Annotated in this window: 15 protein-coding genes and 1 pseudogene; 11 read left to right on the forward strand and 5 right to left on the reverse strand. The window is 61.5% G+C overall.

Annotation, left to right across the window (positions count from 1 at the left end):
- Positions 1–29: 29 nt before the first annotated feature.
- The 9 genes from HW532_RS08390 (at position 30) to HW532_RS08430 (ending at position 10,955) form a co-directional block, all read left to right on the forward strand.
- Positions 30–1,130, forward strand: coding sequence for a saccharopine dehydrogenase family protein (locus HW532_RS08390; RefSeq protein WP_213163948.1), 1,101 nt, complete (start codon positions 30–32; stop codon positions 1,128–1,130).
- A 146-nt stretch (positions 1,131–1,276) separates the two neighbouring features.
- Positions 1,277–2,749, forward strand: a complete 1,473-nt coding sequence (locus HW532_RS08395) for a M81 family metallopeptidase (RefSeq protein WP_213163949.1) — start codon at positions 1,277–1,279, stop codon at positions 2,747–2,749.
- A 59-nt stretch (positions 2,750–2,808) separates the two neighbouring features.
- Complete coding sequence (locus HW532_RS08400; protein ID WP_246479729.1) at positions 2,809–4,464, forward strand: amidohydrolase; 1,656 nt, start codon at positions 2,809–2,811, stop codon at positions 4,462–4,464.
- 123 nt (positions 4,465–4,587) lie between these two features.
- Positions 4,588–6,183, forward strand: coding sequence for an ABC transporter substrate-binding protein (locus HW532_RS08405; protein ID WP_213163950.1), 1,596 nt, complete (start codon positions 4,588–4,590; stop codon positions 6,181–6,183).
- A 57-nt stretch (positions 6,184–6,240) separates the two neighbouring features.
- Complete coding sequence (locus tag HW532_RS08410) at positions 6,241–7,176, forward strand: ABC transporter permease (RefSeq protein WP_213163951.1); 936 nt, start codon at positions 6,241–6,243, stop codon at positions 7,174–7,176.
- A 106-nt stretch (positions 7,177–7,282) separates the two neighbouring features.
- Positions 7,283–8,005, forward strand: a complete 723-nt coding sequence (locus HW532_RS08415; RefSeq protein ID WP_425491953.1) for an ABC transporter permease — start codon at positions 7,283–7,285, stop codon at positions 8,003–8,005.
- A complete protein-coding gene (locus HW532_RS08420; RefSeq protein ID WP_213163952.1) occupies positions 8,002–8,982 on the forward strand; it encodes an ABC transporter ATP-binding protein in 981 nt (326 codons plus the stop codon). Before HW532_RS08415 ends, HW532_RS08420 begins: the two co-directional genes overlap by 4 nt.
- Positions 8,975–9,964, forward strand: coding sequence for an ABC transporter ATP-binding protein (locus HW532_RS08425; RefSeq protein WP_213163953.1), 990 nt, complete (start codon positions 8,975–8,977; stop codon positions 9,962–9,964). The genes HW532_RS08420 and HW532_RS08425 overlap by 8 nt, the downstream gene beginning before the upstream one ends.
- Positions 9,867–10,955, forward strand: a complete 1,089-nt coding sequence (locus HW532_RS08430) for a M14 family metallopeptidase (RefSeq protein WP_246479737.1) — start codon at positions 9,867–9,869, stop codon at positions 10,953–10,955. The genes HW532_RS08425 and HW532_RS08430 overlap by 98 nt, the downstream gene beginning before the upstream one ends.
- Here HW532_RS08430 and HW532_RS08435 read toward each other — a convergent pair.
- Positions 10,953–11,096 (reverse strand): annotated as a pseudogene (locus HW532_RS08435) (transposase); the annotation flags it as partial. The gene HW532_RS08430 and the pseudogene HW532_RS08435 sit on opposite strands and share 3 nt — an antisense overlap.
- An 80-nt stretch (positions 11,097–11,176) precedes the next feature.
- A complete protein-coding gene (locus tag HW532_RS08440; RefSeq protein WP_213163955.1) occupies positions 11,177–11,842 on the reverse strand; it encodes a helix-turn-helix transcriptional regulator in 666 nt (221 codons plus the stop codon).
- Positions 11,843–11,929: 87 nt separating this feature from the next.
- Here HW532_RS08440 and HW532_RS08445 point away from each other — a divergent pair, with 87 nt between their 5' ends.
- Positions 11,930–12,568, forward strand: a complete 639-nt coding sequence (locus HW532_RS08445) for a hypothetical protein (protein WP_246479739.1) — start codon at positions 11,930–11,932, stop codon at positions 12,566–12,568.
- A gap of 255 nt (positions 12,569–12,823) precedes the next feature.
- Here HW532_RS08445 and HW532_RS08450 read toward each other — a convergent pair whose 3' ends face one another.
- Positions 12,824–13,006 (reverse strand): hypothetical protein, encoded by a 183-nt coding sequence (locus tag HW532_RS08450; protein ID WP_213163956.1) that lies wholly within the window; start codon positions 13,004–13,006, stop codon positions 12,824–12,826.
- Between the two features lie 433 nt (positions 13,007–13,439).
- On the opposite strand from HW532_RS08450, the gene HW532_RS08455 reads away from it, so the two are divergent.
- Entirely contained in the window at positions 13,440–14,762 is a 1,323-nt protein-coding gene (locus HW532_RS08455) for a tyrosine-type recombinase/integrase (protein ID WP_213163957.1), read from the forward strand.
- Here the strand turns inward: HW532_RS08455 and HW532_RS08460 are convergent.
- Both HW532_RS08460 and HW532_RS08465 read right to left on the reverse strand, forming a co-directional pair.
- Positions 14,759–16,831 (reverse strand): hypothetical protein, encoded by a 2,073-nt coding sequence (locus tag HW532_RS08460; protein WP_213163958.1) that lies wholly within the window; start codon positions 16,829–16,831, stop codon positions 14,759–14,761. The genes HW532_RS08455 and HW532_RS08460 overlap by 4 nt on opposite strands.
- Positions 16,828–21,186, reverse strand: a complete 4,359-nt coding sequence (locus tag HW532_RS08465; RefSeq protein ID WP_213163959.1) for a bifunctional RecB family nuclease/DEAD/DEAH box helicase — start codon at positions 21,184–21,186, stop codon at positions 16,828–16,830. The genes HW532_RS08460 and HW532_RS08465 overlap by 4 nt, the downstream gene beginning before the upstream one ends.
- Positions 21,187–21,215 lie beyond the last annotated feature (29 nt).

Here is a 21,215-nt window from a genome sequence, read left to right on the forward strand (position 1 = left end):
CGGTGTCACGGACAAGGCGGAGGGGGTAAATGACGAAAATCGCGATCATCGGTGCGGGCAAGATCGGCAGAGCCATCGCATCCATGCTCGAGGCGACCGGCGACTACCGGGTGACTGTCGCCGACCGCTCTGCGGAGCAGCTTGCACGGATGGGCGAGCGGGGCTCGATCGAGACGCGCGAGGTCGACGTGGCCGACGGCGCATCGCTCGACAGCCTTCTCCAGGGCCACTTCGCGGTGATCAGCGCCCTGCCCTACGACCTGACGGTGCCGGTCGCGCAAGCGGCCGCACGCTGCAAGGTCCATTATCTCGACCTGACGGAAGATGTCGCCAGCACGCAGGCGGTGAAGGCCCTGGGTGCGGACAGCGAACGTGCCTTCATTCCGCAATGCGGCCTGGCCCCCGGCTTCGTCTCCATCGTCGCCGCCGATCTGGCGCGGCGCCTCGACACGCTCGATGCCCTGCGCCTCAGGGTCGGCGCGCTGCCCCAGTTCCCCTCCAATGCGCTCAACTACAATCTGACCTGGAGCACCGACGGCGTCATCAACGAGTATTGCGAGCCCTGCGAGGCCATCGTCAACGGCAAGCGCACACTGGTCGCTCCGCTCGAGGAGCGGGAGGAATTCTCGCTCGACGGCATCACCTACGAGGCGTTCAACACGTCGGGCGGGCTCGGTTCGCTGTGCGAGACGCTGGAAGGGCGCGTGCGGACCCTCAACTATCGCACCATCCGCTATCCCGGCCACGCAGCGATAATGCGTGCGCTGCTTCACGATCTCCGCCTTGCCGAACGGCGCGACGTCCTCAAGGACATCTTCGAGAAGGCCTTGCCTGCAACGCTGCAGGATGTGGTCGTCGTTTTCGTCACTGCGACAGGCGAGAGGAAGGGCCAGTTCGTGCAGGAAACATACGCCAACAAGATCTATAGCCGCACGGTCGGCGGCGAGGTTCAAAGCGCCATCCAGGTGACGACGTCGGCCGGCGTCTGCGCGATTCTCGACCTGCTGGCCGAGGGCGCATTGCCGCAAAAGGGCTTTGTCCGCCCCGAACAGGTGCCTCTGGAACGCTTTCTCGCCAACCGTTTTGGCCGCGTCTATGCGCGCGCCGAGGACATCGCGCATGCGGCCTGAGGGAGCCGGCCGCACGAAAATGTCCGTGTCGGATTTATGACCGCTTTCAATGCCGAATTGTGTATGCAAGAAATATGCTCGCGCCATGGGGTCGTATCGTCTGAAGTAGAATCACCGCAAGGCGTCAGGGGGGAGGAAATCGGAACATGCCGGCACGCATACTCGTCGCGGAGTTCATGCACGAGACGAACACCTTCAGCGTGCAGCCCACCGACGAACGGGCGTTTCGCAATGCCGGCTGCTATCTTGGCGACGAACTCGCAACCGCCTTCGGCGGCACGCACACAGCGCTCGGCGCGGCGTTCGAGGCGGCCCAGAAGTATGGCTGGCACCTCGTCCACCCGGTTGCCGCCCACGCCAATCCCTCCGGACGCGTCACCGACAGCACCTTTGAGCATTTCGCCTCGCTGATCGTCGATAGCTGCCGCGATGTCGACGGCATCCTCCTGCATCTCCACGGCGCGATGGCGACGGAAAGCAGCGACGATGGCGAGGGCCTGCTGCTCTCGCGGATTCGCGAGGCCGTCGGCCCCGACATCCCGGTCGCCGTCGTCCTCGATCTCCATGCCACGGTGACGGAAGCGATGGCGGAAAACGCCAACGCGCTGATCTCCTACCGCACCTATCCGCATATCGACGAATATGACCGCATGTGGCAGGCCGCCGACCTGATGAAGCGGATGTTCGACGAGGGCATTCGCCCGCGCGTCGCGGTCGCGCGCCGCCCCATTCTCTATGCGCTCGACGGCGGCCGCACGACCTCGCCCCCCTTCCGGGAGCTCCTGCGGCGCGGAGACGAGATCGAGGCAAGCGGGCGCGCGCTGGTCGTCAGCATGCAGGCGGGCTTTTCCTCCGCCGATGTCCACGATATCGGCCCGTCCGCCGCGGTGACCGGCCTGGACGCCGAGGATGCCAGGGCAGTCGCGGAGACGCTGATGGACTACGCCTGGGAGCAGCGGGAGGTCTCCACCATCGGCTTCACGCCGCTGGAGGAGGCGCTTGCCAGGGCGAAGGCCGGCGAGCGCAATGCAGTCAAGCCTCTGGTCATTTCGGACTACTCCGACAATCCGGGCTCGGGCGCCTATGGCGACGCCACGCGGCTCCTGTCGGCCATCCTCGATGCCGGCCTGTCGAATGTCGGCTTCCACGCGATCTGCGATCCCGAGGCCGCGCTCGCGGCACAGGCCGCCGGCGTCGGCAACAGCGTGACGCTGATGCTCGGCGGCAAGATCGACCCGACCATGGGCGGCGGGCCGATCGAGGTGACGGGGCGGGTGGTCTCGCTGACGGACGGACGCTTTATCGCCCATGGCCCGATGGGCGGCGGCGCCTGGCGCAATCACGGCCTGAGCGCACTTGTCAGGGTCGACGGCGTGGAGATCGTCATCATCACGCATAACGGGCAGGCGACGGATCTGGCGCAGTTCACCTCGCTCGGCGTCGACCCGACGAAGAAGGCCACCCTGGTGGTCAAGTCGATGCAGCATTTCCGCGCGGCCTTCGAGCCCATCGCGCGGGAGGTCGTCGAGGTCGATACCGGCGCCCTGTCGACACGCAATTTCGCCGAGCGGCCCTACCGCAAGATACGCCGCCCGATCTGGCCACTCGACGCCATCTGAGGGCCTGAGGACACGCAAGCGCGCATCCGCGCGGGACAGACTAACGGGGGACAGCAGCATTGAGCGCTCAAGATCACGGCGGTAGGTCGGGCACGGTTACCGCCGACATCATCCTGCGCAACGGTCCGATCTGGTGCGGCCGCGAGGAGGGGGTCGTGGAGGCCATGGCGATCTGGCAGGGGCGCGTGCTCGCCACCGGCACCGATGCCGCGATATCCGCGCTCGCCGGCCCTGAGACGCGCGTGATCGATCTCGACGGGCGTCTTGCCACCCCCGGCCTCAACGACGCGCATCTGCATCTGGTGTCGCTGGGGCTCGTCATGGACTGGGTCGACGCACGGCCCACGACGGTCTCCACGCTGGATGGCCTGCTCGACGCGATTGCCAGGCGCGCGGCACAAAGCGCACCGGGCGAATGGGTCCTGGCGCGCGGCTATGACCAGACGAAGCTCGACGTGAAGCGCCACCCGCTGCGCGAGGAACTGGACCGGGCGGCGCCCGACAATCCGGTCTTCCTGATCCGGACCTGCGGGCACGTCCAGATCTGCAACTCCAGAGCGCTCGAGCTGGCGGGCATCGACGAGGCGACGCCGCAACCGCAGGGCGGCGTCATCGAGCACCGGGACGGCAGGCTCACCGGGCTCCTCGCCGAGAATGCCAGCGATCCGGTCTGGGCGGCGATGCCGCATCCCGACGAGGCCATGATCGTGGACGCCATCGAGCGGGCCGGCCGCCATCTCCTGTCCTTGGGCATCACAAGCTGCATGGACGCCGCCGTCGGCCAGCGCGGCGGGTTCGCAGAGATCGCCGCCTATAACCGCGCAAGGCGCGACGGGCGCCTGCCGGTCCGCACCTGGCTGACGCTGCTCGGCGACGGCAAGGGCGCCATCGTACCGCAATGCCTAGAGGCGGGCCTTATTTCCGGCACCGGCGACGACATGCTGCGCGTGGGCGCGGTGAAGCTCTTCCTCGACGGCTCCGCCGGGGGGCGGACGGCGTGGATGTCGACCCCCTATCTCGGCGACGACGGCGAGCTCGGCGTGCAGATGTTCCCGGATGCGGAGCTGGACGCCCAGGTCATGGACCTGCACGAGAAGGGCTATCAGCTCGCCTGTCACGCCATCGGCGATGCGGCCATCGAGCAGTTGATCACCGCCTACGAGAAGGCGCTCGCCGTCCATCCCGATCCCGACCGCCGCCACCGCATAGAACATTGCGGCTTCTCGACGGCCGACCATCACCGGCGGATGGTCGAGGGCGGGATCTACCCCTCGCCTCAGCAGGCCTTCATCCACGATTTCGGCGATGCCTACATCTCGGTTCTCGGCCCGGAACGCTCTTTGTCGAGCTATCCGCTGGGCACCTGGATGAGGTTGGGACTGAAGCCGCCGACGGGCAGCGACGCCCCCGTATGCGAGCCGAACCCGTTCCCGAACCTCCACGCCATGATCACCCGCGAGACCTGGAAGGGGACGGTGATGGACGCGCGCGAATGCGTCTCGGTCGAGGAGGCGCTGCAGGCCTATACGGAGTTCGGTGCGTTCTCCCAGAAGATGGAACACGTCAAGGGCAAGCTGGTGCCCGGCTATCTGGCCGATGTCGCGATCTTCTCGCGCGACCTGCTCTCGGCGACGCCGGAGGAGATCCTCAAGGACACCGCTTGCGACATGACGATCCTCGACGGCGAGGTCGTTTACGACAGGCACGCGCGCTGAGACGGATGCGGCGCGGCTGCTCTGCGGATGCACCGAAAGGCAAAGGGGGAGATCGACAAGACAGACAGGACGGGGAGGACCGGTCCGACAGACGAGATCAGAACGAAAAAGGAGGAGGAGTGAATGATCAACAGATTTCTGATGGCAGCAACCACTGCACTGGCTCTCTCGCTGACAGCCGGTGCCCACGCACAGGAGCCGCGCGACGGCGGTACGATCCGGTACACCGCGGCCTACGGCCCGAGCTTCGCCGGCCTCGACATCCATTCCACGAACCGCACCCAGGACGCGATCTGGGCGATGGCGATGCATCGCGGCCTGTATGGCTGGGATCCGGTGGCGAAGAAGCCGACCCTGGAACTCGCCGAGAGCGTCGACGTGTCCGACGACGGCCTCGTCTATACCTACAAGCTGCGCGACGACGCCTATTTCCATAATGGCCGCAAGATGACGGCCGACGACATCGTCTGGACCTATACCGACATCATGGACGGGTCCAAGGCCTATCCCGGCGCGCGCTACGTTCGCCTGATCGAGGGGGCCGAGGACGTCGAGAGCGGCAAGGCCAAGACGATTTCCGGCCTGAAGAAGATCGATGACCATACGCTGGAGATCACGCTCACCGAGCCGGTCGAGCCGGGCTATTACCTCAACCAGATGACGACCGCGATCTATCCGGCCAAGGAGGCGCAGGAGAAGGGCTTCGCCAGCCACCCGATCGGCCTCGGGCCCTTCAAGTTCGAGGAGTACGTTCCCGGCTCGCGCATGGCGTTCTCGCGCTTCGACAAGTTCTACAAGAAGGACCTGCCGCACGCCGACAAGCTCGTCATCACGCCGATGGGCGAGGCTTCGGCGCGCAATGTGGCCTTCCGCAACCAGGAGATCGACGCCTCGATCCTCGGTCCGGTCCAGTACCAGACATACAGCGCCGATCCCGAGCTGTCGAAGAACATGGTCGAGGTCGCGGAATATTACACGCGCGTGATGGGCTTCAATCCCGGCTACGAGCCGTTTGCCGACAAGCGCGTGCGCCAGGCGATCAACTACGCGATCAATACGGACCTGATCATCAAGAAGCTTGCCAAGGGCAAGGCCTATCCGGCCGCCGGCTGGCTGCCGCCGTCGTCGTCCGCTTATGACAAGAGCATGAAACCCTACGCCTACGATCCGGACAAGGCGAAGGCGCTGCTCAAGGAGGCCGGCTATGCCGATGGCTTCGAGTTCGAGGTCATCGCGACATCGAACGAAAGCTGGGGCGTGCCGATCATCGAGGCGATCGTGCCGATGCTGGCCAAGGTCGGCATCAAGGTGACGATCAAGCCGGTCGAGGGCTCGGTGCTTTCGGAGAGCGTGCGTGCCGGCAAGTTCCAGGCGTTCATGTGGTCGCTCGAGACCGGACCGGACCCGCTTGCGGCCCTGAAATGCTTCGATTCCTCGACGCCGCAATCGGCCTGCAACTACACCAAGTTCGACAACGCCGAATTCGACAAGCTGCTGGAGCAGGCCGGCAACGAGAAGGACCAGGCCAAGCGCATAGAGACCCTGCAGAAGGCCAACAAGATCGTCTATGACGAGGCGCCTTACTGGTTCTACAACTGCAACAAGGCGGTCATGGCCTACCAGCCGTGGCTGCATGGCCTGCAGGCCAACCCCGTCGATCTGGCTCTCCAGAACTACGAGGATATCTGGGTCGACGACAGCTCGCCTGTCGCGGAATAACCGGGACCTGTGGATGCCCGCGGGCTGGCTCTCGGGCATCCATTCCAGGAGCTCTCCATGCTGCAATACCTTGTGCGGCGGATCGTGCAGATGGTCCCGATCCTCCTCGCCGTCGCCCTGCTGATCTTCGTCGTGTTCAGCGTCATTCCCGGCACCTTCGCGTCGAGCGTCGGAGCCGATGGCCGCGGCATGCTGGACGACAAGGTCATCGAGCGGATGAACGAGCAGTTCGGGCTCAACGATCCGGTCTATGTCCGCTTCGGGCAGTATGTGCTGGACCTGATGCAGCTCGATCTCGGCGACTCGTTCCGCACGCGCCGGCCGGTTGTGGAGGAGCTTGCCTCGCGGGCCTTGCCGACACTGAGGCTCATCGCCGGCTCGATGCTCTTTGCCATCCTCATCGGCCTGCCGCTCGGCTTCCTTGCCGCGCTCAAGCCGGGCACCCTGCTCGACAGCGTGTCGATGGTCACCGCGGTCTCCGGCCTGTCCATCCCGAAATTCTGGCTCGGGCTTTTGATGATGTTCCTGTTCGCGCTGACGCTCGGCTGGCTGCCGAGCTTCGGCTACGGCTCGGGCGGAGTGCGGCATCTCATCCTGCCGTCCATCGCGCTCGGTGTGGCGCCGATGGCGCTGCTGGCGCGCACCACGCGGGCCGCCGTGCTCGACATCCTCAATGCCGACTTCGTGCGCACGGCACGGTCCAAGGGCATGAGCGAGATCAGGGTCGTGCGCTGGCATCTCGTACGCAACGCGCTCGTGATTGTCCTGACGACGATCGGCCTTCAGTTCGGCACGGTCATCGGCGAGGCCGTGGTCATCGAGCAGCTCTTCTCGTGGCCCGGCATCGGCTCGCTCATGGTCGACAGCGTCACCCTGCGCGACATTCCCGTCGTCCAGGGCTGCATCCTGGTCATCGTTCTCTTCTTCCTGGTCGTCAACATGCTCATCGACGTCCTGTGTGCCATCATCGATCCAAGGATTAAGTACGATTAGGACCCTCTCGCAATACCACGCCAATCTGTGGATAGGCGGCATCCTGTTCGCGCTCATCGTGCTTGCGGGTGTCTTCGCGCCCTGGCTGGCCCATACCGATCCGGTCATGGACGCCGACCTGATGAATTCCGGCCTGCCGCCCGGCCACAACTTCTGGTTCGGCACGGACGACCAGGGCCGCGACATCTACAGCCGCGTCCTCTACGGCGCGCGCGTGTCGCTGACGGTCGGCATCGTCTCGCAGCTCATCAACACCGTCATCGGTGTCGCGCTCGGCCTGTCGGCCGGCTACTGGGGCGGTTGGTGGGACGATTTCATCAACGGGCTGACCAACATGATGCTGGCCATCCCCTCGCTCGTCTTCGCACTCGCCATCATGGCGATCCTGAGCCCGGGGCTGACCAGCCTCCTGATCGCGCTCGGGCTCACCAACTGGTCCTTCACCTGCCGGCTATCGCGGGCCTCGACCCTTTCGGTCAAGTCGCAGGGCTATGTCCAGGCGGCGAAGGTGCTTGGCTACAGCGACCTGCGCATCATGGCGACGCAGATCCTGCCCAACATCCTCGGGCCCATCGTCATCATCGCCACGCTCGGAATGGGCGGTGCGGTGCTGGCCGAGGCCGCCCTGTCGTTCCTGGGGCTCGGCATCAAGCCGCCCTTCCCCAGCTGGGGCAGCATGCTGTCGGATGCGCGCGAGCAGATGATGCTGGCGCCGTGGATCTCGATCTTCCCGGGCCTTGCGATCTTCGTCACCGTGCTCAGCCTCAACCTCCTCGGCGACGGCTTGCGCGACATCCTCGACCCCCAGTCAAGGACGCGAAAGGCATGACGGACGACACGCTCCTCTCCGTCGAGGGTCTGTGCATCGACCTGATGATCGGCGACCGCCCCCATTCCGCCGTCACCGATGTCTCCTTCTCGATCCGTCGCGGCGAGACCTTCGGGCTGGTCGGTGAGTCGGGTTGCGGCAAGAGCGTGACGTCGCTTGCCGTGATCGGTCTGCTGAAGCACCCCCTGATCCGTGCCGGCGGCCGCATCCTCCTCGATGGCGAGGACCTGACGACGGTGTCCGCCTCGCGGATGCGCGCGCTGCGCGGCGCGCGTATCGCCATGATCTTCCAGGAACCGATGACGGCGCTCAATCCGCTCTCCCCCATCGGCCGGCAGATCGCGGAGATGTTCGTGCTGCACAAGGGCGCGACGTGGCACGAGGCGGATCGGCTGGCGGTCAAGGCGCTCGGCAATGTGCGCGTGCCGGCGCCGGAGCGCCGCGTCAAGGATTACCCCCACCAGCTTTCGGGCGGGATGCGCCAGCGCGTGATGATCGCGATCGCGCTCGCCTGCGACCCCGATCTCCTGCTCGCCGACGAGCCGACGACCGCGCTCGACGTGACGGTGCAGGCGGAGATCCTGGAACTGATTCGCGACCTGTCCTCGGCACGCGGCACGGCGGTGATGATGATCAGCCACGATCTCGGGCTGATCGCGAATATGTGCGCGCGCGTCGGCGTCATGTATGCCGGCCGCCTCGTGGAGCAGCAGGAGGCGGGGCTCGTCTTCCGCAATCCGCAGCACCCCTATACCCAGGGGCTGATCGCGTCGCTGCCGCTTCTGGGCGCGCGCGCCAAGCATGGGCGAAAGGCGTTGAACGAGATCCGCGGCGTGGTGCCGGCGGTTGCGGATTTCCCCAAGGGATGCCGCTTCAACCCGCGCTGCGAACGGCGCACGGAGCTGTGTGTCGAGACCGATCCCGACCGCACGCGGCTTGAGAGCGGCGGCTTCGTGAGGTGTCACCATCATGGATGATCAGCACTCTCCCGCCGTCCTCAGGGTCGAGGACCTCAACGTCAAGTTCACGCTTGGCAGCGCGCTGTTCGGCAGCCGGCGGACCGTGCACGCCGTCAATGGCGTCGACCTCGAGCTGCGCTCGGGCGAATGCTTAGGGCTGGTCGGCGAATCGGGGTGCGGAAAGTCGACGCTCGCGCTCTCGCTCATGGGCCTGCAATTGCCGACCGGCGGGCGCATCATTCTCGATGGCGAGGACATTTCGGCCCCCGGCGTCGACCGGCGCAAGCGGGCGCGCATGGCGCAGATCGTCTTCCAGGATCCCTATTCCTCGCTCAATCCGCGCCAGTCGGTCTGGCGAACGCTCGCGGCACCGCTGCGCCTGCACGGCATCACCGACAAGGACGAGATCCGCGACCGGGTGACGGAGGCTCTGGGTCGCGTGGGGCTGCGGCCCGAGCTTGCCGACCGCTATCCGCACGAATTCTCCGGCGGTCAGCGTCAGCGCATCGGGATTGCCCGTGCGCTGATCCTCGAGCCGAAGATCATGGTCCTCGACGAGCCGGTCTCCGCGCTCGACGTCTCGATCCGCGCGCAGATCATCAATCTGCTGCTGGAGATGAAGGAAACGCTCGGCCTCGCCTATGTCATGATCAGCCACGATCTCGGCGTCGTCGAGCATATGAGCGACCGTGTCGCGGTCATGTATCTCGGACGCATCGTGGAGAGCGCGGACTGGAAAGCCATCTTCACCGAGCCGCGCCACCCCTATACGCGCGCGCTGATCTCCGCGATCCCCGACCCGTTCGGCAAGGGGATCGGCACGAAGATCGGCGGCGAGGTGCCCAACCCGATCGACCTGCCGACGGGCTGCAGCTTCCACCCGCGCTGTCCGCACGCCGCCGATGCCTGCAGGCAGCCCCCCGTCCCCGAGCTGGAGGAGATCGACGAGGGGCATTTCGTCCGCTGCATCAGGGCCCGCGAGATCGGCCAAGGAGAATGACGTGACCGCGCCTGCACGAAACACCCCGCCCGCCGCGACCGATACGCCGCTGGAAACCGTGGCCTTCAGCGCGCTCCAGCCCGGCCCGCGCCTTCTCGTTCTGGGCGGCGTCCACGGCGACGAGACCTGCGGCCCCGACGCGATACGGCGCGCGATCGAGGAGCTCCGCTCGGGCGCCATCGGGCTGCGGCGCGGCAGCGTCACCTTCGTTCCCGTCGCCAACCCGAAGGCCTATTCCAGCCGCACGCGCGAGGGCGACCGCAATCTCAACCGGAACCTGCACGACAAGCCGGTGCCGCTCGACCACGAGGACCGCGTCGGGAACCGGCTCTGCGCGCTCCTGCGCACCCACGACGTGCTGCTCGACATCCATTCCTTCACCGGCGAGGGCGAGCCCTTCGTGTTCTTCGGCCCGCCCGACAATGACGGCGGGATGGAACCCTTCCGTCAGGCCGATGCCGAATTCGCCTTCGCCTCTCAGCTCGGCGTTTCGACCATCATCCATGGCTGGCTGGAGAATTATGCCAGGCTGATCGACGCCAGGACGCGCCTCCATCTGCCCCCGCTGTCGCCGGCGGAAGGCCATGGAACCACCGAATATATGCGCTTCGCCGGCGGCTATGCGGCCACCATCGAATGCGGCCGCCACGACGACCCGGCCTCCGCCGAGATCGCCTATGCGGCCATCGGCCACGCGCTGGCGAGCCTTTCGCTGATCGATACGGATACGCCGCCCCCACGGGCCGAGACCGTCATCCACATGACCGATATCGTCATCTGCGAGGACGATGGCGACCGCATCGAGGGCGACTGGAAGACCGGCGGGGCCGTACCCGCCGGCAGCATCATCGCCAGACGTGCCGACGGCACCGCTGTCGAGGCACCGCGGGACGGCTACATCATCTTTCCCAACCCGAATGCCAGGCGCGGGGAGACGATCTGCCATTTCGGCGTGACCAGCGATCGTGGCCCGCGCGCCGACACCCGTTAGGCCGCCGAACCGGGCCTTCTGCTTGTAGAAGGTCGCATCCGGGATGCCGTACTTGCGGCAGATCTCCGCGGTCTTCATCCCAGCATCGTGCTCGCGGCTCATCCCGATGATCTGCTCCTCCGAGAATCGGCTCTTTCTCATGGTCCATCCTTTCCATCGATGGACTCGACCATCTCATGGTCGGATTTCAGGGGGCTGGGTCACTGCCAACATTCGAGAGGTCAGAGCGTCGCCAGATAGTCTCTGAACTCCTTGCCGACTTCAGGCGCAAAACGCTGCCTCTGGATCTCGACTTGCTCGATACGATCCACACGGAAATTGCGAAACGAGTCTTTCATTTCACACCAGGCGGTCAGCAGCCATACGGTGTCGAATGCTGTCAGGCCCAGCGGTCGTAACCTGCGCTGGCTGCGATTCCCGTTCAAATCCAGATAGTCTATGGTCACTTTCCGGCGCAGATGGATCGCCTCACGCAGAGGCGCGAGAAACGGCAGCGAACCGATGCTCGACGACACCGCCAATATGCGAAGATCGCGAACCGCCCCCTTGTCGGCATCCGGCAACAGGGCCTCGACCTTGCCTGCAACCTGACGCGCGGCCTCGGCGAGGGCATCGTCGCCGCGTGCAGCAACGAGTTTCATCCCAATCGCGATTGCGTCCAGCTCATCCTTGCTGAAGTGAAGCGGCGGCAGAAAGTAGCCCCGCTCGAGCTGATATCCGATCCCGCCCTCGCCGCGGATCGGCGCGCCCATGGCCTGCAACGAGGCAATGTCTCGATAGATCGTTCGCTCCGAGACACCTGTGTGGTCCGCCAGTTCCCGCGCACTTGCCGGACGGCTGTTCAAACGAAGCCGGTCGAGCAAGGCGAACAGTCTTGCCGCACGCATGCCGTCCCCTGACAGTTTTTGACAATCCCTCTCTTTATGCATGTGCGAACTGTTGAGGACAACACAACGACAGCAAAGGACGGCACAATGTTGATCAGGCCAAATGCGGCGGCCCGGGTGATGGGATTTGCACGCTACGAACGACTGGAAAGGGTCGCGCCCGAAGATGTGCTCGCAGCCGCGCTGCACTGGCAAGAGGACTTCCTCGCGGCGCAGGACGGCATCCTCTTCCATGCATTCCTCGGCAATCTGGGCGGACAGTTCGCAGATGTGATCCTGGCACGCGACGAAGCCTCTTTCGACGCCATGTCAAAGACCCACGCCGCCGCGCAGAGCTCCCGGGATTTCTTGGCGCTGCTCGATCCCGCCAGCATCCGCCTGAGCCGGAACATCATCTTGAAAGACGGGATCATGCCGCCAACGGATTTTTCCTGCGTCGAGTTCGGCACGTTCCGGCTTTCCGAAAGCGTCGATGCAACGGCCGATGACGTGCAACGCGCGTCAGACCATATCGACGCGACCTATCTGAAAGGGTCTGCGAACACGCGTGCTCATTTTGTCAGTCAGATCGACGAACGCACCTTTAGCGAGACAGTCTTTGGGCAGACGATGGCCGCCACTCGCCGCATCTGCGCAGGCTATGTCGGCGACCCGGACTGCGAAGAGCTTCTTGGACTGTTCGATCCCCAGAGCGTCGATCTCGACTTCTGGTTTCCTCTCGCCTGATGCCCGGACTACCGGTCTGACAGAGAAAGAGGCGGGCCGGTTTCTTCGCGACGGGTCTGGAGGTCGAGAGAGAGGCTCTCGACGCCCGCCGCGGAGACCTGACATGTCCGGAACCGGCTGCGCATTCCATGGATCAGCCCTTCTTCGCAAGCCGATGTGAAACCGTGTCGCCACCTGCGAGCGCATTAAAAGCGAACGCCGCGCCCCATGGCATAACAGAAGCGGTCGAGGCTCCAATCGCCGCTGGATGAAAGTTCAGTGGCAGGTCAGTCGGATATCTGGATTATGACCGAGATCGGCGATGCGTGAGCTCTCGCCTGGCCGCTGGTCCGTCACTTCCTTGAGATAGATATCGATCAAATCGCCAAGGGTCGTCTTGCGCGATGCGCTTTGATCGACGAAGACGCCGCGATCCGTTTCGGATTCGACCTGACGCACCTAGACCTGCGCATCCTTCTTTGTGCGGAATGTAGCGCTCTGGTTTGGCCAGCCTTTACGCCTGACTTGCACCGCCCACTGGTAAGGGGCTTTTTCGCGGATAGCCGCCATTTGGATCGCTCCCGTGCTGTGACGGGTGTGCCAGAAAATCGTGAGCACGAACTGGTCACAATGACCACTTCCGCAAAGCATTGATTTTCATGGGGTTTTTGGCGCACCCGTCAGGATTCGAACCTGAGACCTCTGCCTTCGGAGCTGGTCTAAGGACCTATCCGAATTGCGCGATAGAGCCCGCCAGAGCACTCTAACTACCTGAAATAGATTGATTTTCAGAATCAGAGCTCCGAAGTCTCTATCCGTGAATACGCCTTGATTTCCGCCCGCGTGCTTGCGTGGTGCTTACTCGAAATCGGGGCTTCCGAGGGACGGGAGCATGACCAAACTGACCAAACGGTTTGTAGAAGCCGTCGAGCCGCAGAGCAAAGGTCACGTCGTCTGGGACGACGAATTGCCGGGCTTTGGTCTTCGCGTCTATCCCTCCGGTAAGCGCAGCTACATCGTCCAGTACCGGTCCCGTGGCCGCTCGCGTCGCTACACGATCGGCCTTCATGGTGTATGGACCCCCGAGACTGCGCGCCGCGAAGCCAAGGCCCTGCTCGGACAGGTCGCCCATGGCGGTGATCCTGCTGAAGAGCGAGAGGAAGACCGCAAGGCGCTGACCATCAAGCAGCTATGTGAGCAGTATATCGCCGACATGGAAGCCGGCCTCATCCTGGGGAAAGGCGGCAGGCCGAAGAAAGACACCACCATCGCCACCGATGTCGGCCGTATCCGCAGGCACATCATTCCTCTTCTCGGGACGCGGCGTGTGCGGGACATCACCAAGCCGGACATGAACAACCTGATGAAGGACATCATCGCCGGCAAGACACGCGTGACCATGAAGACCGAAAAGCTTCGCGGCAAGGCCATCGTCCGCGGCGGACGTGGAACAGCAATCCGAACGATGGGACTGCTTGGCGGCATCTTCTCCTATGCAGTCGAAGCCGGGGTGATCGAACACAACCCAACGCATGGCCTTCGCAAGCCGAAATACCAGGTTCGCGATCGCCGACTCAGCGAAGCTGAGTACCGGATTTTGGGAGACATCCTTCGGCAAGCACAGCAAAGCGATCGCTTTAGAATACATGCCGAGATCCTCAGGCTGATTACGCTGACCGGCTGCCGGCGCGGAGAAATCGTCAACCTCAAATGGAGCGAGGTAGATCTTGAGGGTAGCTGTCTACGACTGGTCGATAGCAAGGAAGGCTCCTCGGTTCGCCCGGTGGGCCTTCCGGTCGTGGAATATCTGGAGAAGGAACGACCGCACAGAACCGGAACCTACGTCTTTCCCGGCCAAGGTATTGACAACGCGGTCGGGAACTTTCCGCAGAGCTGGAAGAAACTGTTCAAGGACACGCCACTCTGGGACGTGACGCCTCACATATTGCGGCACAGTTTCGCGAGTATCGCGAACGACCTTGGCTTCACCGAGATCACCATCGCCGCGCTGATTGGTCATGCCAAAGGGTCTGTAACCAGCAAGTATGTCCACACGCTGGATTCTACGCTTATCATGGCTGCGGATACGGTGTCCGGCTATGTGAAAGCGCTGCTCGAAGGCGTTGAGTTCAGGCGGAACAGCTATACGCTGGACCGACAATCCCGACAAAGTGCGATCAACGAAATGTTGAACGATGCTCATCCAACCACTTAGCCCTCATTTGTGAGGGATGCCCCGCAGGCGCAAACGCTCCCAAATCTATCCTCTTCGTGGACAAAGCAGCCCTGCAATTTACCGCCTTGTCGTCGACTTAATGCGAAAAGGATTTCTCCCGCCAACGTCAGATTTACGAGATCGCCCTTACCAAATGGCAACTCGGCAGCCTCAAGCCTCTTCTGCCAACTCAATGCAAACGATGCACCTTGTCTTCGGTCGTCTTTGGTCGTTCGAAAATTGCGAACAGGGTCGGCTTTTTTGCATACGACAACACAATCCCAAGAGATAGAGTTGCCACGCTTATGCAATCTAGACCCGTTCTCACCGTATAAAGGAAACACGGAAACGGGCTGAAACCCTGCGCGAGCCAGCGCTCTCCCGATTGCTTTCCAACCTCGTCCATCCAAGTTCTGATAGGTGAACACGAAGCGCCCCTCTGGCTTCATCTTCCGCCGCAACTCTTCGAAGATCTGTCCCAGGTGGCGAATGAATCGTTCTGCGTGATCCTTCGTATTGGCGGGAGCGGCTAACTGTCCACTTGGAAAGCGATCTATGCTGTTTCCGTCAATGAGCCCGAACCGATGCATCCAAGGCGCGAAGAAGTGACCAAGCTCGGAATATGCAATGTAATCAAGATAAGGCGGATCTGTAAGAACGAGATCGATCGAACCATCGGCAACGGCCGGCATCGATTTGGAGTCTCGACAGGCGATCTCACTGCGCCCCGTATGGTAGGCCATCGGCTCGTCATAGAGCACACTGGACGCTACGCGGTGCTCTTTGAAGGCAGTACCAGCGCGCTGAACCGATCTGATTGCATTAGGGAAGGTTCCACGGCCATTTCTATTCAGCCATGGGTTCAGCTCAACCGGACGCGAAATGTGGCGATATGCTCTGATCGAGAAGAGTGGTGTCAGCCGACGCCAGTCTCCGGCATAAGCGCACATCATGTTATTGGTCTTGAGGTGATCGGAAAATGCAACGGAGAAGGCGCCGCGTAGGTCACTTGGCAACGCATCAATTGCTTCACTCAATGCAACTAGATGCAGCTTTTGCCGAGCATTGAACAGTTCCGTATAGTCGACGTATCCGTAGGACAGTAGACGGTCGTCAGCGCGATCCGTTTTCGGTATTGGAGACCGAGGAAGCAAGCCGGTTTTCGACGCGAGCCTACTTGCGAGCGCAGATTCAGCCTTCTTGAAGAGATTCACATCGTACGCAGTCGCACTCCGAAGCGAGCGCTCCGCCATTGGTGTGACTCGCTCATCACCGCTCGGCAGACTTTCCACAGCGAACAGCCGAAACTCGGGTTTTCCTTCCCTTCGCGCTATATCAATCAAAGGTTCTGAATGCCCACAGTTCGGGCACACTGCAGCTCCATAGCGTTGGTGCGCTCCGCTCGGGTCCGTCGCGGCACCACATGGACACGTAACTTGGACAGCGTCGCTATCGGCTTCGATCAATCGGCTACAGGATGAACATGCGACCCACTGACGCTTCGCTGCTTCTGTCCGCGCCAATCGAAACCGGGGGTGAGCATCGAAACCAGCACCGCATTCCCCGCACGTAACAATCTGTACCCAGAACGCGTGCAGAAGGGTTTCGTCCACGCCGTCCTGGGATCGCGTCCGATAATACTCGCCGATTTCACCAAGCACGCTGAGCCGCAATTCCTCAAGCGCTTTCGATAAATCTGGCAAAGCGCCAAGTTCCGCCTGGAAAGCCGAAATCGCCGCCGCGACCGGCTCAACGTCAAAACCGATTGCGTGGGCACCCAGTCGCTGCGCTTCCAGCAACATGACGCCGCCACCGCAAAACGGATCCAATACGCGCAGATCTTCAAATCCGGTGCCTGAGTAAAACGTCTTCCAGAAGTTTTCGCCGTCCCGCGTCCCAAAGCCAGCGAGTAGGCCTCTCGCTGTGACAGCCAATCGCCGCGCGAACCACTTATGGGCTTGATACTCTGCGCGAGGACGAACTCCTTCTTTCATGGCGATACGCGCCAATTGTTCAATGGGAAGCGCACAGGCGTCCAAAAGGGAGATTTTGGTGGAAACACCTGTCATCGGGTCTTCACCATACAGACGTGCAGACCTGGTAATTCGATTTCCTGCCCAGTTAATAGATGGCCGTCCACGAAGTGCTTTAACAAACGAGATTCTTTGAGAATTTCCCGATCACGCGGGAGATAATCGACCAAAGCTCGGCTTAAAACCGCTACGAATTTTGACCGAGCGCGTGAGACAGTCACGTTGAACCGGTTTAAGCTGTACAGGAACTCTTCCTCGGAGGCGATCTGGTCAGCGTCACCGAGCCCGAAGCTAGCGAGAATGACTTCCTTCTCTTGGCCCTGAAACCGCTCCACAGTATCGATGCTGGAGAAAAGAAGCTCTCGGTCAAATTCCTGTGGAAGCGCACGGTCCAAGAGTTCAAAAACTGCCGATTGCTGCGCGCGATGAGGCGTAACTATCCCCAGACCTTCGAGCAAAAAGGCGTCAGGGTCGAATTCTGCTCCGGTGCCTCCGTTTTGGTCAATCATACCAGCGCGCCATAAAGACACCGCCAAACCGGCGATGAGATTAGCTTCAGCGTCGTTGCGCTGGCTGGAATACTCATCCTCATGAACAATGGCTGTCAAAGGTCGTGTTGGATCGAGTATGCGAGCGAATTCGCTGGAGAAAGCCAAAACAGCCGGCCAATCCGTAGGAGCTGCGACATCAATGGCTCGAGCCAATTGCACACGCCGCTGCGCCGTATGGGGGCTCGCTTGAAGTTCTTGGCCGTAGCCAGCCTCACGCACGAACTCGATGATGTCGCTGTTGGACCGAAAACTCATGTCGAGCATGATCGGCTGAATTCCAGGACGTCCTTCCAACACGCGATAGTGACGGAAGAAATCATATACAGAACCGAGCAGGTGCTCCAATCCTTTCGGAGGTGCCACCGGGTGAATTGGCGGCATTTGTTTGTCATCGCCAACGACGGTCAACCTCGCACCCGTGGCAAGCTTGCTAAAGGCGACAATGGCATGGGCGACGTCGAGCTGGGAGGCTTCATCGATGATCATCACATCGAACAACTCTCGGCACAGTTCATCTCCGCCTAAATTGTGAAGCTGATCGACGGTGGAGGCCACCACCGTAATTCCATTTCCTTCCAGTGCATCGATCAGTTCTAGAGCTTCACCGCTCAGGCCACCTTCGTCCGCTTTCACTCTGACCACATGGTTTTGCAACTCGGCATCGACTTGAGGATTGGGCGTGCTGGATAGCCGGGCAAACGTCACATAGTCGGACATACCAAGCGCTTCGATCACTTCAGGTAGTTTCCTGCCGATATTGTCGATCGATACCCAAGTAAAACCCGTGACCGCTATACGGAGCCTCTGACTGCACTCTCTGGCATCGTGAAGCAAACCGGAAACATAGGCTGTCACCGTCGCACTCTTGCCTGTTCCCGGAGGCCCCCACCAAACCGACAGCCGTCGCGAGCTCGCCGTCTGAATGGCTTGCCTTTGCGTGTCTGTAAGATCCGAGCGGAACGCCAACGCCCCCGCAACGATGGCGTCAGCCCTGTGATCATCTAGATCCGTGGCAGCGAGTCGTTCTGCGTCCCATATAAAGTCTGCTGCGGGTGTGTGTGGTGCGCGACGGGGGGTCCCTTGTCTGACCCGAGCCACCGATAGGGCCGGGAAAAGCGGCGTATCAGCGGCAATCTGCGGGAAGCGAATTCCCGTTGGGTCAGAGAGCGTCTTTTTCAGTTTGCCCGTAAAGGCATCCATCGAAATCGGGTCGAGTATCGCAAACTCACCTGCTGATCCGTCTATGTCAAAATCGACATGTGCACCCCGTAGCGCTGATGCCAAAAGATCCGAGGGTTGTAGTGCAATGAGAAGACCGCTCCTCGATATCTTCAGAACCGAAACCGTTAGATCTTCTCTAACCAGCCGTCGCCATTCCCATGGCCGAATCGGGTTTTGATGCTCCAGACCGGTCCGACGTTTGAACTGCGCAGTGGTCAAATTTTGAAGTAGGCCAAGCTCGCGCTCCGGCAGGAGCGACCATGTGTATTCTCCATCCTTGATCTTGGCGTCTCGCGAGCGCTCGGACAGTTCAAAAACAAGCGTCTCATGGTTTGCATTGCGAACGTTGAGTTGCTCCAATGCTGCGCGTCGCTCCTCTCCATCCAAGCACCGTGTCGCTCTCAGGCTTGCATAACGCGCCTCTCGCTCATGCGGAGGCATCGCCATCAGTAGCTCAATCTCCATCCTTTGCACCGCCGCCATAAGTCGGGCATGCTGATAGATGATTTCCTCGTCATCCCCCGTGCCAGTCATTCGGCGTAAGGGCGTGAAGACGGAATTAACGAGCGGGGCGTCTGCGCTCAGCGTGTCTCGCAGCTCAATTGCCAATTGCATTGCCACATAGAGGACAGCAGACAGCTTAGTACGAACGACGCGGCGCACCTGCTCTTGATGTTGTTGGAAATCCTGATTTCGAAACGGAGCCGACCGCTCCCAGATCTCGTGCCCCCGTTCCGAAGGGATCTGATCCGACAACGGGTCCTTGTAGAAGTCGCTGACCCGATACTCCCATGTCGAACCGTCATCACGCTCTCGCCCCTCTGAGTCGAGCGTGTTGGCCAGCTCGACAAGACCGTAGTGATGCGGGATCGGTGCAGACAGCAGACTGTTAACGGCATTCGCGACAATGGCGATAGGCGAAGATCGGCCAACATAGTCCGGCGACTCCATCGATTGCTCTGCAGGAAACAGCCACGACATAACGCTCACGTCTTCGTCGCCCATTCTCACAGGTGCCTGCAAACGATCCAAGTGGCGCCCTGTAACCCTGCGCAAATGCTCATAGGTAAGCCGGTCCCAAAGATAGAACTGCAGGCTCACGTCCGTTTTGTCAGGGTCTCCATTTTGCTGATAGCCTTCCAAGATGGCAGCTTTCGCCCTCTGAATATCGGCCAGCAAGAATTCAAGTAGCTGCGCATAGATCGCGCCTTCGGCTTCAACGGATCGCTCCATGACAAGGAGTTCTCGGCTAAGCGGGTCACGACGCTCCCGGCTCCAACCTTGGCCATTGGGTCGTCGTCCCGTCGGAACGCCATAGGATATGCGATACCCGAAGGCGAACGTCAGCCCGCTTCCAATATCGAAGTCCGCCGACATCGCGATCCGAATATCTGCGAATCTCGGAAGCGTTCCACTGGTTCCCGAACGATCTGGTATTTCTGCTTCGCCGCCTACGCTCAGCCTCTCCGCCCGGCTTTTAAAGACGGTGCGTTTTGCCTTCAGTGCCTGGTGCGTCTCATAGGCAGGGCTACCTGCTGGAAGCGCCGCTAGATGCGGAACGTTAGTCACATTGTGTTCAACTAGTTTTCCTCGCGCCCCACGAGTCACACCTGCAACGCGGCTGAGGTGTGCTTCACGTTCTGCCGATGGCCAGCAGTAACGTTCATCGATCTGCTCGCGATTTCCCCAAGCGTATCCGAGATAATCACAACCGCCGCACTTTTGGTCGACATGCCAGTCGAGAGTGCGCCAATCTTCCGGCTCAATCACTGCGGGGAGGTCGACCTTCAAGAACCTACGTACGCGCCCCAGTACGACTTCTGGGGGCATTGTCTCTAGGTCTTCCTCAAGAGCCTGAAAATACAGCGCCAGATCCCGATCAAACACTAAGTTTCGTCGATCAGTCTCCTCTTGTTCATGGAGGCAAGATGCTTCGTGTTTTCCAGGCCAAATCGCTGCATTGGCCAGAACAACGAACTTATCGGCCCAACCAGTGTCGACAAGCCATCCCGCGAGCGTCATGCTGTAATAGGCGAGTTCGGAGAAATGCGCTGGACTTGCTTCGCCGGAAATCTTGATGTCGATGATCCGGAGGCCGAGCCGTTCATCCTCATCGCTGAGCGTCTCAATGGTCCCATCTGGCGCGATGACGCGTCTGATCTCACCACTGGCTGGAGCAATGTGGATGATGTCGGGTCTGACCTTGGCCAAGGCAATGAGGGGCTCCGCCCCACCGCACAGCTCGGTTAGTTCATGTGCCGCTATGAACGATGAGGTTACAGAAAACTCTGATTCAAGGAGGAAGCTGTTCTCCAGAGCTTGCTCCAGAATGGTCTCGAGATCGAGCGTTCGATAGGCTTCAGGAGTCCCGGGGACCGCCCCCTCATCGGAGTTCGCAATCGCAAGCTCCGGAAACGACATCTGGAGTTCCGCATATTTCTGGTGCTCATAATCTCGCCCTTGCTGAGTGATGAGGGCTAGACCTGGCCTCGCAGCGTCTTTCTCTGGCGCGTTCGCCGCAGCCCTTGTTTCCCGGCCAGCGTACAAATCAAGACGCAAGCGGCGTTTGCATCCAGTTCGGATGTATTGAGAGATGACGCGTTTGCCGAGCTTATACAATTTCAATCCTTAGCGAGCCATTCGACCTA

It is taken from the genome of Kaustia mangrovi, assembly GCF_015482775.1.
GTDB lineage: Bacteria > Pseudomonadota > Alphaproteobacteria > Rhizobiales > Im1 > Kaustia > Kaustia mangrovi.